Source organism: Maricaulis alexandrii (genome assembly GCF_005871165.1).
Taxonomy (GTDB): Bacteria; Pseudomonadota; Alphaproteobacteria; order Caulobacterales; family Maricaulaceae; genus Maricaulis; species Maricaulis alexandrii.
Map to the genome: position 1 here is coordinate 224264 of NZ_SWKP01000007.1, position 12850 is coordinate 237113.

Here is a 12850-nt window from a genome sequence, read left to right on the forward strand (position 1 = left end):
GGTAGCGCGCGGGTTGAACTGCGCGTTTCGCCGCGCGTCAGCCTGCCGCGCGGCAGGCTGACGCAGGACGTTTTCAGGCTAGAAGTCGAGGACGAGCGCGGCCCGGAAATTCCGGCCCGGAAGCGGCAACTGGTCTTTCAGGAAGGAGGTGTGCAGACGCGCCTCCTCATCCGTCAGATTGCGGGCTTCCAGGATCAGGCGCAGGCCCCGGTCTTCGAACGGCTCCACCGAATAACGGGCATTGAAGAGCACATAGCTTTGCGTCTTGAACTCTTCCGCCGCGGTATCGTTCTGCACATCGGCCCATTCGGCGCCGAGATAGACGGACTGGCGCTCCGTGCTGGCAGTCAGGCCGGCCGACAGGGTCAGCGGGGGCAGGCGCGGCAAGTTGGATCCGTCATCCAGTTCACCCTGGACATATTCGCCCGTGAACTCGGCATCGAGATCCCAGTCCCCGAAAGTCCCTATCGGGCCTTCCACCCGGCCTTCGAAGCCGGACAGGGTCGCGTCATTCTGGCTGTATTGATAGACCGGCTGACCATCCTCTTCCGCACCGGTGGCAAACGCACCGATGAAGCCGTCATACTCGGCCCGGAAGACCGAAGCCTCCACGCCCCAGTCGGACACTGTCGTCCGGGCGGTCAGCTCGACGGATACGGCCCGTTCGATATCCATGGTGGCATCGCCGCGCTCATAGGAACTCGTCGCGACGTGCACACCGTCGGCAAACAGTTCCACATCGGTCGGCGCCCGCTCTGCACTGGACACGGTCACGGCCAGGAAGGTGTCGCGGACCGGACGGAAGAACACGGATCCGGACAGGCTTTGCGTGTCGAAATCACGGGAGTCCGTCGCCGTATCGAGTTCGCGGCGCTCCAGGCGCAGACCGCCTTCCAGACCCCAATTGTCGGCATCCCACCGCTCGACCACGAAGACACCCCAATCGGACGTCTCCGAAGGCGGCACATAGGCTTCATCACCGATGGCGGCGAAGTCACGACTGAAGGCCTGGAGACCGACCGCCCCTTCCCAGAGACCGCCCCAGATATCGCGCGGCGTGTGACGGGCTTCCAGGCGGCCTTCCCAGCCATCATTGGTGAATCGGGTCCCCACTTCATCGCCTTCCAGCTCGACATGCTCATAGCTGCCCGTGCCGAAGGAAAAACGGAGGCGTTCGATGTGCTCGCCCAGATCACGCCATTCACCGCGCAGATCATAACGGGTCTGTTCCAGATCGATGCGGACGCCCGCATGGCCGTGCGCGTCCTCCTCGTGATCCTCGTCCCCGTGTTCGTCGTGATCCTCTTCTTCGCCGCCATGCTCATGGCCGCCAGGCACACCGTAGAGCGAGGTGGAACGCCGGACACTGATGCCGATGAAGCCGTTCTCGCCGACCCAGGAGACCCCGCCCGACATCATGTCGAAGGTGAGGCCGGAATTCTCGACACTGCCGGAGGGGTGTTCGTCTTCCTCGTGACCGTCCTCCTCATGGCCCTCGTCCTCATGCGCCTCATGCTCGGCTTCCTCGAACATGCGGTAGAGGTCGGACTCGGCGTATCCGGGAATGTCGTAATCATCCGCCGTACGCGTCAGGGCTTGCAGGTTGAACACGAAGGCACCCGCATTGAAGCGGACCTGGCCGGCGGCGGTCTCGCCCGCATCGACCGATGTCAGCGCGGTGTAGAAACGTCCATCCAGGCCCTCTTCGGCCCGCTCTTCCGGGATACGCCCGTCGATCACATTGACCACACCGCCAATGGCGCCGCCGCCATAGGCAATGGCCGCCGGTCCCCGCAGGATTTCCACCTGCTCGGCTTCGAGCGCTTCGGAGGCCACGGCGTGGTCGGGTGAATTGGTCGAGGCGTCGATCAGGCCGACACCATTAGACAGGACCCGGACCCGGTCGGCGCCGAGGCCGCGAATGACGGGGCGGCTGGCCGCGGGACCGAAATAGGTCGTGGACACGCCCGGCTCATGGGCAATCGTGTCGGCCAGGGAGCCGGCCAGATTGTCTTCCAGATGACGGCGATCCACGACTTCGACCGCGCCGGCGATCTCGTCCGCGGCCACGCCGAGCGGTGCCGACGTGACCCTGATGACATCCACCGTTTCGTCTTCGGACGTCTGATTTGTCTGGGCCAGAGCGGCCGGGCCAAAACCGGCCAGCGCCCCGGCCATCGCCGTCGTCATGATCAATCCCGCACGCATGGGCATCCCCGTTATGAAATAACAAAACATTCACGGCGGGTGATATTATAACGTTTCCGGGCCCGCAAGCCCCCAAGGGTGTGAAATTCCGGAATCTCGGATTAAATAACCGTCAGATGCGACATGATTCTCTGAACCGGGCCCTCGAGGCCGCCGAAGCCCACTGCGTCGAACGCGGTGAGAAGCTGACCCCTGTGCGCAAGCGTGTTCTGGAACTCGTGCTGACCGCTGAAGGTCCGGTGAAGGCCTACGACCTGCTCGAAGCCCTCAAACCCGGACCCGGCGCCGCCAAACCGCCCACGGTCTACCGGGCCCTGGATTTCCTCATGGGGGCCGGTCTCGTCCACAAGGTGGAAGCGCTCAATGCCTTCGTCGGCTGCTCGCACGCCCATGATGATGGCGGAGCGGAACTCTACATCTGCACCGATTGCGGTAATGTGGAAGAGCGCCATGGCGTCCCCTCCCCGATCAACACACCGGAAGGCTTCGTGATCGAACGATCCGTGGTTGAGCATTTCGGCCATTGCGGTAAATGCCGTCACTGACCGGGACACACGGGGGACGGACATCATGATCGAACTCTGGCGCGGCAATGTGAATGCCTGGGAATGTGACGAGCTGGGCCATTTCAATGTCCGCTTCTATCTGGCCCGCCTGTCCGAGGCCGTTGCCAATCTGGCCGAAGCCGCCGGGCTCAATCCGATCCAGCGGCCCGACGCCTCCGCCACGCTGATCCCGCGGGACATCCATGTCCGCTTCCTCGCCGAGGCCCATCCCGGCGCGCCGCTCTATATCGAGGGCGGATTGCTGGGCCATGACGAGCGCACCGCCAACGCCATTTTCGTGATGCGCCATTCCGGCACCGGCAAGCCGGCCGCCAGTTTCCGCGTCTTGCTGGCGCATGCCGCTCCGCAGACCACGACGGATTTCCCCTGGCCGCAGCGTTTTCATGCGCGCGCCGAGACCCTGAAAGTCGACTTGCCTGGCTTCGCCGCTCCCCGTGGACTGAAGCTCGATGGTGTACCGGCCTCACCCGGCCTCGCGCGGGCCGACGAAATGGGACTGGAAACCATCGGCCGGGGCCGGTTCGGTCAGGCCGAGATGGACGGGTTCGGATCCATGCGGGCCGAATTCCTGCTGGGACGCGTCTCCGACAGTGTGACCAATTTCGCCGCGGCCTTCCCCGAGGAATGGGAGCAGCATGCCGGCGGATCCCCCGGCCAGGTCGCTTCGGCCCTGCTGGAATGCCATATCCGTCCGCGCGCCTGGCCGCGCTGCGGGGATGGGTATGTCATCCGCTCCGGGCTGAAATCGGTCAGCCCCAAGGTGCGCAATATCGTGCACTGGGTGATGGAACCGGCGACGGGTCGAGTCTGGTGGACGATGGAAGGCGTCGCCGCGCCCATGGACCTCACCGCCCGCAAACTCCTGGATGTCCCGGACGCGGTGCAGGCCCGGGTCCGCGCCGCCTGTGTCGACGGGCTGCGCGCCTGACATCGCCCAACGCCCTCCCCTGACCATCAGAATCGCCGCACTGATGACGCATGGCTCGCGCACGTGCCGTTGATCGACGGCTTTTCCTCCTGCTGGAAATCGCAGCCCGGCGGCTCGACCGGGAGGCCGATGCGCGTCTGCGCAAGGCTGTCGGCGTGTCGACGGCCCAGGCTGCGCTGCTCTTCCTGCTCGCCCGCCGCGGCGAGCGCCGGATGAGCGATATCGGCGACATGCTCTCCCTCAACCCGCCGGCCGTGACGGGACTGGTCAGCCGGATGGAGGCCCTGGGCCTGGTGGTGAAGACAGCGTCGCGGACCGACAAGCGCTCGGCCGTGGTTTCCTTGACCGAGAAGGGCCGCGCCCTGGGCGATACGGCGGACCATATCCTGCGCGACATGAATACCGACCTGGAAGCCCGGCTGGGCGAGGCGGACAGTGATGCGCTGTACCGCGTCCTGACCCGTCTCGCCACGGAATCCTGAGCCTGCGCTTACGTTTACGTCAACTGACGCAGGGTTTCCGTCCCGCCAGAACCGCGCTAGCATACCCCAAAATCAAAAATGGGAGGCTCGCGTGAGCGAACTGGTTCTGGTCGAAACGGCGGATCGCATCCGCACCATCACTTTCAATCGCCCCGAGAAGAAGAATGCCCTGACCCAGGACATGTATTCCGCGGCCGCCGACGCGCTCAACAGCGCCAATGAGGACCCGTCCGTTCGGGTCTGCATCCTGACAGGCACGCAGGGCGTATTCACTGCCGGCAATGACATTGTCGACTTCACCCAGCGCCCGCCGGAATTTGGCGAGCACGACACGCCGCCCGTGCGCCAGTTCATGATGGCCCTGCTCAATTGCCGCAAGCCGGTGATCGCCGCCGTGGACGGGCTGGCGATCGGCATCGGCGTCACCCTGCTCCTGCATTGCGATCTGGTCGTGGCTTCGGACCGGGCCGTGTTCAAGACGCCCTTCGTGGATCTGGCCCTGGCCCCGGAATATGCCTCCTCGCAGCTCATGCCGCGCATTTTCGGGCATGCCGTGGCCGCCGAACTCCTTCTTCTGGGCGACACCTGGGACGCCAACCGCGCCCGCGAGACCGGGCTGGTGAACCGCGTCACCCCGGCCGACAAGCTGGCCGAGACGGCGCAATTCATGGCCGGCATCCTGGCGGCCAAGGCGCCCAGCTCACTACAGGCCTCCAAGGCGCTGATGCGCCAGCCGGTGGAAAGCATCGAGGACCGGATGGACCGCGAAAACACGATCTTCGCCAACCAGCTACAATCGCCGGAATTCGCTGAAGCCGCCGCCGCCTTCCTGGAACGCCGCGCGCCGGATTTCGACAAGCTCGGCTAGACAACACGACAGCCCGGAACGGGTGGGGGGAAATGGCATGATCAAACGTCTGCTGGCGGGAACGGCCGCCGTGATCCTGGTCGGCGGCCTGGCCGCCCTCAATCTGTCACCGGTGGGGCGGGTCTACCTGCCCTCCGGCACCGGGATTGTCGCCAAACAGACCTGCTCCCTCACCTGGGTGTCCGGACTGGACAGTGAGTTCGCCCGCTCGGTCTATCTGGATCCGCTGCTGGGCGCTGCCGGTGCCTTGATCACCTCGGAGGTCGATGAAGAGGCTCGCACGGTAAGCGCCGGTGTTCTGGGTATTTTCTGGAAACAGACCGCGGTCTGGCGCGACGGGCTGGGCTGCACGCTGGTGCATGATTCCGACGCCTTTGATGCGGATCTGACCGTGCCCGCAGCACAGGATTTCCAGCCCATGGAGATCGACCCGGCCTTCCGGGATGCGCATTTCGACGGCACCGCCCTGGACGCGGCGATTGATGCGGCCTTCGGGGATCCGGAGACGGATGACCGCAATACGCTGGGTGTGGCAGTGCTCTATCAGGGCCAGCTGGTGGCGGAGCGCTATGCGCCACAAGCCAGCCGCGAGACGCGCTTCCATGGCTGGTCCATGACCAAGAGTGCCATGACGACGCTGGCCGGGCGTCTGCAATATCAAGGCGTTCTGGACATTGAAGCCGAGGGCGCCGTGCCCTCCCTGTCGGCGGTCAGTGCCGATTATGAGGATGTCACGATCGAGGCCCTGCTGCGCATGGCGGGCGGTTTTGCCATTGCCGAAACCAATACCGGTTTCGACCCGAACTCGGAAATGCTCTTCACCCAGTCTGACATGACGCAATACGCCGCAACGCGTGACCGCCTGCATGCGCCGCTGGAACACTGGCAATACATGAGCGGCAATACGATCATGGCCACCCACACCATGCAGCAAGAATTGGGTGACGATATTCCCTCACGGGTTCAAGGCCTTCGCGAGATCCTGTTCGAACCGCTGGGCATGTATTCGCCGATCCTGGAGATGGACGAGACCGGAACCTTCCAGGGCTCCTCCTACATGTATGCCACGGCTCAGGACTGGGCGCGGATGGGCTGGCTTTATGCCAATGAGGGTGTGTTCGACGGCGAACGTCTTCTTCCGGAGGACTGGAATGCCATCGTGTCGACGCCGACAGACGGGTCGAACCGGGCCTATGGCATGGGTTTCTGGCTGCCGGGTGAGCATGATGGCGTGCCCGAAGGCACCTTCATGATGAGCGGATTCCAGTCGCAATGGGGCTTCATCATGCCCGAACAGGACCTGGTTGTGGTCCGTTTCGGAGCCACCAATCGCGCCTCATCGCGCTCTTACGAACTCGCCGCCGCGGTCGTGAGTGCACTGCGACAGGATCAGGACGGTATCGAAACGGACCCGGCTACGCAGCCTGAATGAGACGCGGCGAGGTCGCCAGGCAGTTCTCACCGATGATGGAACGGATCAGGGCGCGCACCTCGCCGGCGGTCAGGGCATCGAGCCCCGCTCCCGCCTGCCCCGCACGCCGGCCGACAGACCAGGTCTCGAACTCGCGCCGGTCGACCGGACCGAATTCCAGCCGACGCAGACCGGTCAGGCGTGCATCCTGCCGGGCCGAGGCGAGATAGCGCAGAAGCGGCTGACGATCGCCTTCCAGAACCAGGAAGAAATGATCCCCCTGCCAGGCCATCTCACCGGTCAGGCAATCCTCGATACTGGCCTTCATGCATGCCGTGAGGAGAGAGCCCAGCGGACCACTGAGCGAGCCTGCGCCCAGATCGATGGCCGACCGGGCGGAGAGAACCATTCTGTGCAACATGAAGGGGTTTCCGGATACGCATCTACAAAGTCTGGACAGGCCAATAACCGACAACCCTGAAATCGGTTTCAAAACTGCGCGATAAATTTTCAGCAGTTTTGTCTCAAATACCGGGCATTGCCGGGCCTGTGTGACACGTCGTCCGCTGGACTTTCCGTCGCAAACTTGCAGTTTCTCCCCCACAGATATTCGGAGTGCCCGCATGGCGTACAAATCCCTGCGCGATTTCATCGACCAGCTCGAAGCCGAGGGCGATCTCGTCCGCATCACCACGCCGGTCTCGACCGACCGCGAAATGACGGAGATCCACCGCCGCACGCTGGAAGCCGGCGGGCCGGCCCTCTTGTTCGAGAATGTCCTCAATGAAAAGGGCGAGCCGAGCGAGATGCCCTGCCTGGTCAATCTGTTCGGCACGGTGAAACGCGTCGCCCAGGCGGTCACGCTGGGCGGGGAAGCCCGCACCACGGGCGAAGAACTGCGCGAAGTGGGTGAACTCCTGGCCTTCCTGCGCCAGCCGGAACCGCCGCGCGGCGTGAAGGATGCGCTCGACATGCTGCCCCTGGCCAAGACGGTCATGTCGATGCGGCCCAAGACCGTGAAGACCGCTCCCTGCCAGGAGGTGGTGCTGACCGGCGATGACATCGACCTCGACCGCCTGCCGATCCAGACCTGCTGGCCCGGCGAGCCGGCCCCGCTGATCACCTGGCCGCTGGTCGTCACCAAGGGCCCGGGCAAGGACCGCACGGATGATTTCAATCTGGGCATTTACCGCATGCAGAAGCTGGGCAAGACGCGCACCCTGATGCGCTGGCTCAAGCATCGCGGCGGGGCGCAGCACTATCAGCGCTGGAAGAAGGAAAAGCCGGAACCCCTGCCCGCCGCCGCGGTATTGGGTGCCGATCCGGGAACGATCCTGGCCGCCGTCACCCCGGTGCCGGACACGCTGTCGGAATACCAGTTCGCCGGCATTCTGCGCGGCAAGAAGGCGGAACTGGTCGACTGCAAGACCGTGCCCTTGCAAGTCCCTGCCGAAGCCGAGATCGTGCTGGAAGGCCATGTCCTGCTGGACGAGTACGGACCGGAAGGCCCCTATGGCGACCACACCGGCTATTACAATTCCGTCGAGCATTTCCCGGTCTTCGAGATTTCCGCCATCACCATGCGGAAGAAGCCGATCTATCTGACCACCTATACCGGTCGGCCGCCGGATGAGCCTTCCGTACTGGGCGAGGCGCTCAACGAGGTCTTCATCCCGCTGATCCAGCAGCAATTCCCGGAGATCGTCGATTTCTGGCTGCCGCCGGAAGGCTGCTCCTACCGCATCGCCGTGATCTCGATGAAGAAGGCCTATGCCGGCCATGCCAAGCGCGTGATGATGGGTGCCTGGTCCTATCTGCGCCAGTTCATGTACACGAAATGGATCATCGTCGTGGACGAGGACGTGAATGCGCGCGACTGGAAGGATGTGATGTGGGCGGTCTCCACCCGCATGGACCCGGCCCGCGACATCGTCACCGTCGAGAACACGCCCATCGACTATCTCGACTTCGCCTCCCCCGTCTCCGGCCTGGGTTCCAAGATCGGCCTCGATGCCACCAACAAGGTGGACGGGGAAACCCATCGCGAATGGGGCGAAAAGCTCGACATGGACGCCGAGACGAAGGCGAAGGTGGATGCGGTCTGGGGTGAGTTGGGAATTGAGCTGGGTTGACCTCCAAGGCCACCATCAACGGGCAATGATTTCCAGAGCGTCGTATTTGACCGCCGTCTCACGATCGACCGACCGTGTGCTGACACGGCTATCGACCCGGACAACACTTTCCCCCGGCGCCAGAACGACGGTTGCATAGCAGGTCTCTCCAAAGAGCTGCCGTCCATCCCGCTCGGCGATGAACCGACCGATGCCGAGAATGTTTTCACCATCAAATGCGCCGACATCTCTCAACTGTACGTATTGCTGATCGATGAGCTCGCCCAATTTGCCCTGGATGCTGGTCCCGACATCCTTCGAGTTCACCAGGAAACTGTCCATATCGGTGAAGGCACTCAATGCGTCGAGCCACACCTCTCCCTCCTTGACCCGCAGAAGGCCCGCAATGTTGGGGCATCGCTGGACGCTGAGGCGTTGGGCGCGAAGCGTAAGCTGGCGCTGAGACAGGCCGAAGCGTTCCTCGATCAGCGCCTGCATCGCCGGCTTGGGCACCGCAGCACCGCGCTCCCATTGCGACACCAGGCCCTGGCTAACCCCCAGCTGCGCCGCGAGGACGTCTTGCTTGAGATTCTCGGAGAACCGGATTTCCCGTATCCTGTCAGCCCAATTCATGCTCTTCCCCAAAAGCAGCAGATAATTCGAATTTTTCCGGAAACCGCAGGAGGCAACTCCTCATTACCCGGATTATCAAAAACATAGCTCGGACTGGCGCGCCGCCAAGTTCACAATCTGCCGACCCTTCTTCCCCAAACGCAGAGAACGCGAACATCTCGTAATTTGGACCCGAATCTAAATCATGCCAGTCTCGAGCCATGACCGAGCTCCTTACCCTCTCCCCCCGCGCCCGGGCCAACCGGGAGAAAATTTACCAGGCCGCCATCACCCTGATCGAGCGACAGGGGCTGGAGGCGACGACGATGGACGGGATCGCGGCGGAGGCCGGAATGGCGCGGGCGAGTGTGTTCAATCATTTCCCGTCCAAGCTTCTCTTTCTGGCGGAGTTCTTTCAGCGTTTCACGGATGATGTGATCCGCGCGGCGCGCTCGGCCCGGCTGACCGGTTTCCGCAACCGGCTGGAAGCCCTGTTCGCGGCGATTGGTCCGATTGCCCATGCCAACAAGGCCATGGTGCGCGAGTTTGCGTCGCTGGCCATGGGGCATGGCCCGCTGGCGGACGCGGAGAGCGAGGCGGATGACATCATGCGGACCTTCTTCCGGGAGCTGGTGGATGAAGGTCAGGCATCCGGCGAGTTGCGGGCAGATGTCGACCCGGATGTGCTGACCGACTTCCTGGTGGGCATTTTGACGGTCACGACCCATGACTGGGTGAATTCCGGTCAGAAGACCCCGTTACAGGCCGATTTGAGCGCGCGATTTGATTTGCTTTTTCAAGGCATTGAAAAAAGTTCAGCCTGACTCGCATCCAAACAGTCAGGCCTACGCATCTCAGGATCATCAAAATTTGGACTTAAGTCCATATAGGAGATGGAATGAGACGCAGGCTTTCAAACCGATGGACGCTGGCCACGGCGTCGGCCCTGGCGCTGGCCTGGGCCGTGCCCGCCCTGGCCCAGCCGGACGACGCTGACGCCTGGCGCGCCGATGCTGATGCACTGGTGGCCGTGCTGGAGGCAGAGCACGAGAACCCCTTCTTCCACACGCCGGAAGCGGAATTCCGGGCAGCCATAGAGGCCTACAAGGCTGACATACCGCAGATGGACCGGGCCGAGCGGATTGCCGGCCTGGCGCATATCCTGGCCCTGGTGGGTGACGGGCATTCCTGGATGCCCATGCACGCCCTGCCGTTTGACGGCCTGCCGCCGGGACCTGGCTTCCGCTCCCTGCCCGTGCGTTTCGAGCTCTTTGATGACGGGCTCTACATTGTCGGTGCCACGGGTGAGTGGGCCGGACTGGCCGGCGCGCGCGTCACCGCGATCGGCCATGTCGACACGGAACAGGCCGTGGCCCGCGCCATGACGCTTCTGCCGACCGATGCGGTGAATTTCGCCCGCGAATTTGTCGCCGAGTGGCTGATGCAGGCGGAGCTCCTGACCGCGCTGGACCTCGCCCTGAACGCCGGCAACATCTCGGTGACGGTGGAGCAGGATGGCCACGCCGCCACGGTGGTGATGCACCCGCTTCCGGCGGATGCGGTCTATGACTGGATCTTCTCCATGGACAGCGGTCCGTCCGGGATCGACGACTGGGTCACGGCTGCCGCACAGCAACCTCTCTGGCAACGCCCGGCCGCGGAACCCTTCACCGTGCAGCGGCTGCCCGAAGCCGCCTATCTGCGTATCGACCAGATCCAGAACGGGACCGAACTGAGTTATGCGGAAGCCGCGCAAGCGGCTGTCGAAGCCGCCGAAGAGCTGGACCGCCCGGCCCTGGTCCTCGACTTGCGCCGCTGCCTGGGCGGAGATGGGTCGCTGAACGCGGCCTTCATGGCGGTGATCACGGCCAGTGATGTCCTGATGCAGGAAGGCCGGATCCAGGTTCTAACCAGCCGCCAGACGCACTCCGCCGCCATCATGCTGGTCTCCGACCTGGAACAGCAGACCCCGGCCCGCTTCTACGGCCAGGCGACCGCCGACCGGCCCAATCATCATGGCGAGACGAATATCTTCGTGACGCCGAACAGCCTCCTGCCGGTCATCCACGCCAGCGAATACTACCGGACCTCTAACGCGGATGATGACCGCCGCTTCGTCACGCCGGACGTCGTCATTCCCTACCTGTTTTCCGATTACCAGACCGGCACGGACCCCGTCCTGGCTACCGCGCTGGCTGACCTTGAAGGACAAGACCCATGACCCGCCTCAATGCCTTGCTGGGCGCTGCCCTGACCCTCATCGCCACGACCGCCTGTGCCACGGCCCGTGTCCAGGCTGATGACAGCCAATGGGACTACCAGTCCGAAAACGCCGCGATCGGCCGCATCTACTATTATGAGCGGACCAATACGGATGGCTCGATGGATGAACGCGTCACCGTCTTCCAGCGCTCGGAAACCGAGCTGGAAGTCTACAAGGAGAACGGGTTGTGCAGGAATGCCGCCCTGGTGACCGCCGAGCTGGACCCGGAGACGCTGAGCACGACACGCCTGGTGGGCGGCCAGCTGCAACCGGAGGCCCGGCACATGGAGTTCGCCTTCATCGCGTGGGACGCCGCCACGGATGCGCTGAGCCTGGACGTCCGCCTGCCGAATGTCACCATCACGGATGAAGCCCGCACCGAAAGCCGGCCCTGGCATCTCTATGATTTCGACCTGGCCAGCCTGACCGTGATGACGCCGCACCTGGCCGACCCGGACGCGGTTTTCGGGTTCGGCATGGCCCTGCTTTGGGCCGATCCGTCCAATCCCGACCCGATGTTCTGGATGGGCAATGTCACCGCCACGCCGGATGCCCGTGAAACCCATCTGGGTCACCGGACCCGCCGCTATGCGCTCACCGGCTCAGCCCTGACCGGCGAGCGTGCCACAGGTGGCGAGGCCGTGCTGTGGCTGGATGCGGATGAGGGCTACATCGTCGATGCCGTTTTCCCGACACCGAACCATCCCGGCTATACGGATTTCCGCCTGCGCCTCGATCACGTCTCTGATGGGGGGCTGGCCGAATGGGACTCCCTGCTGACCGCGCATTTCGCCGATTGCGAGGAATAGCGCCTAGGTCTGCCCCGTCTTGATCCGGACATCGGCGGGCGGGGCGTCATAAGCCGCGAACATGTCGAGCAGGGCTTCGGCGTCATCGGAGACCAACAGCGCGCTGCGATGTTCAGGGGTCAGGAAGCCCTGTTCCGTCATCGTGTCGAGGAAAGCGACCAGGGCGTCGTAATAGCCATCGACATTGAGCAGGCCGACCGGATTGCGGTGCTGGCCCAGCTGGCCCCAGGTCCAGATCTCAAACAATTCCTCCATCGTGCCGATCCCGCCCGGCATGGCAATGAAGCCGTCGGAGAGGCTTTCCATCATCGCCTTGCGGGCATGCATGGATTTCACGACGTGGAGCCGGGTCAGGCTCATATGCGCGATCTCCTTCAGGGCGAGGAATTCGGGGATGACGCCTTCCACCTTGCCCCCCGCGGACAGGACCGCGTCTGCCAGCGTGCCCATCAGCCCCACCTGGCCGCCGCCATAGACCAGCTTCACCCCGCGTTCGGCGAGCAGGCGCCCGAGTGACTCCGCCGCCATCGTGAAGGCCGGCGACCGGCCCGAATTGGACCCGCAATAGACACAAATCGATTTCATGCTAACC

At 63.7% G+C, this 12850-nt stretch carries 13 protein-coding genes; 9 read left to right on the forward strand and 4 right to left on the reverse strand.

Annotated elements, in window-relative coordinates:
- Window positions 1–78 precede the first annotated feature (78 nt).
- Window positions 79–2208 carry a TonB-dependent receptor gene (locus FCS99_RS10160; protein ID WP_233352749.1) on the reverse strand — a complete coding sequence of 710 codons (2130 nt, stop codon included), beginning with the start codon at window positions 2206–2208 and terminating at the stop codon, window positions 79–81.
- Between the two features lie 116 nt (window positions 2209–2324).
- Here FCS99_RS10160 and FCS99_RS10165 point away from each other — a divergent pair, with 116 nt between their 5' ends.
- The 5 genes from FCS99_RS10165 to FCS99_RS10185 all read left to right on the forward strand — a co-directional run bounded on the left by FCS99_RS10165 (window position 2325) and on the right by FCS99_RS10185 (window position 6484).
- Window positions 2325–2753 (forward strand): transcriptional repressor, encoded by a 429-nt coding sequence (locus FCS99_RS10165; protein ID WP_138512144.1) that lies wholly within the window; start codon window positions 2325–2327, stop codon window positions 2751–2753.
- Window positions 2754–2778: 25 nt separating this feature from the next.
- A complete protein-coding gene (locus FCS99_RS10170) occupies window positions 2779–3702 on the forward strand; it encodes a thioesterase family protein (protein WP_138512146.1) in 924 nt (307 codons plus the stop codon).
- A gap of 50 nt (window positions 3703–3752) precedes the next feature.
- Window positions 3753–4184, forward strand: coding sequence for a MarR family winged helix-turn-helix transcriptional regulator (locus FCS99_RS10175; protein ID WP_138512148.1), 432 nt, complete (start codon window positions 3753–3755; stop codon window positions 4182–4184).
- Window positions 4185–4275: 91 nt separating this feature from the next.
- Entirely contained in the window at window positions 4276–5052 is a 777-nt protein-coding gene (locus FCS99_RS10180; RefSeq protein ID WP_138512150.1) for an enoyl-CoA hydratase, read from the forward strand.
- A 37-nt stretch (window positions 5053–5089) separates the two neighbouring features.
- Window positions 5090–6484 carry a serine hydrolase domain-containing protein gene (locus FCS99_RS10185; protein WP_138512152.1) on the forward strand — a complete coding sequence of 465 codons (1395 nt, stop codon included), beginning with the start codon at window positions 5090–5092 and terminating at the stop codon, window positions 6482–6484.
- Here FCS99_RS10185 and FCS99_RS16120 read toward each other — a convergent pair.
- Window positions 6468–6884, reverse strand: a complete 417-nt coding sequence (locus FCS99_RS16120) for a BLUF domain-containing protein (RefSeq protein WP_171036326.1) — start codon at window positions 6882–6884, stop codon at window positions 6468–6470. The genes FCS99_RS10185 and FCS99_RS16120 overlap by 17 nt on opposite strands.
- Before the next feature lie 202 nt (window positions 6885–7086).
- On the opposite strand from FCS99_RS16120, the gene FCS99_RS10195 reads away from it, so the two are divergent.
- Entirely contained in the window at window positions 7087–8595 is a 1509-nt protein-coding gene (locus FCS99_RS10195; RefSeq protein WP_138512156.1) for a UbiD family decarboxylase, read from the forward strand.
- A gap of 15 nt (window positions 8596–8610) precedes the next feature.
- Here the strand turns inward: FCS99_RS10195 and FCS99_RS10200 are convergent, their stop codons facing one another.
- Window positions 8611–9207 carry a helix-turn-helix domain-containing protein gene (locus FCS99_RS10200; protein ID WP_138512158.1) on the reverse strand — a complete coding sequence of 199 codons (597 nt, stop codon included), beginning with the start codon at window positions 9205–9207 and terminating at the stop codon, window positions 8611–8613.
- Window positions 9208–9407: 200 nt separating this feature from the next.
- Here FCS99_RS10200 and FCS99_RS10205 point away from each other — a divergent pair, with 200 nt between their 5' ends.
- The 3 genes from FCS99_RS10205 to FCS99_RS10215 all read left to right on the forward strand — a co-directional run bounded on the left by FCS99_RS10205 (window position 9408) and on the right by FCS99_RS10215 (window position 12258).
- Window positions 9408–10010, forward strand: a complete 603-nt coding sequence (locus tag FCS99_RS10205; protein WP_138512160.1) for a TetR/AcrR family transcriptional regulator — start codon at window positions 9408–9410, stop codon at window positions 10008–10010.
- 74 nt (window positions 10011–10084) lie between these two features.
- The gene (locus tag FCS99_RS10210) at window positions 10085–11407 is read left to right on the forward strand and encodes a hypothetical protein (RefSeq protein ID WP_138512162.1); all 1323 of its coding nucleotides are present in this window, start codon (window positions 10085–10087) and stop codon (window positions 11405–11407) included.
- The gene (locus tag FCS99_RS10215; protein WP_138512164.1) at window positions 11404–12258 is read left to right on the forward strand and encodes a hypothetical protein; all 855 of its coding nucleotides are present in this window, start codon (window positions 11404–11406) and stop codon (window positions 12256–12258) included. Before FCS99_RS10210 ends, FCS99_RS10215 begins: the two co-directional genes overlap by 4 nt.
- A 3-nt stretch (window positions 12259–12261) precedes the next feature.
- On the opposite strand, the gene FCS99_RS10220 is transcribed toward FCS99_RS10215, so the two are convergent.
- Window positions 12262–12843, reverse strand: coding sequence for an LOG family protein (locus FCS99_RS10220; protein WP_138512166.1), 582 nt, complete (start codon window positions 12841–12843; stop codon window positions 12262–12264).
- Window positions 12844–12850: the final 7 nt, after the last annotated feature.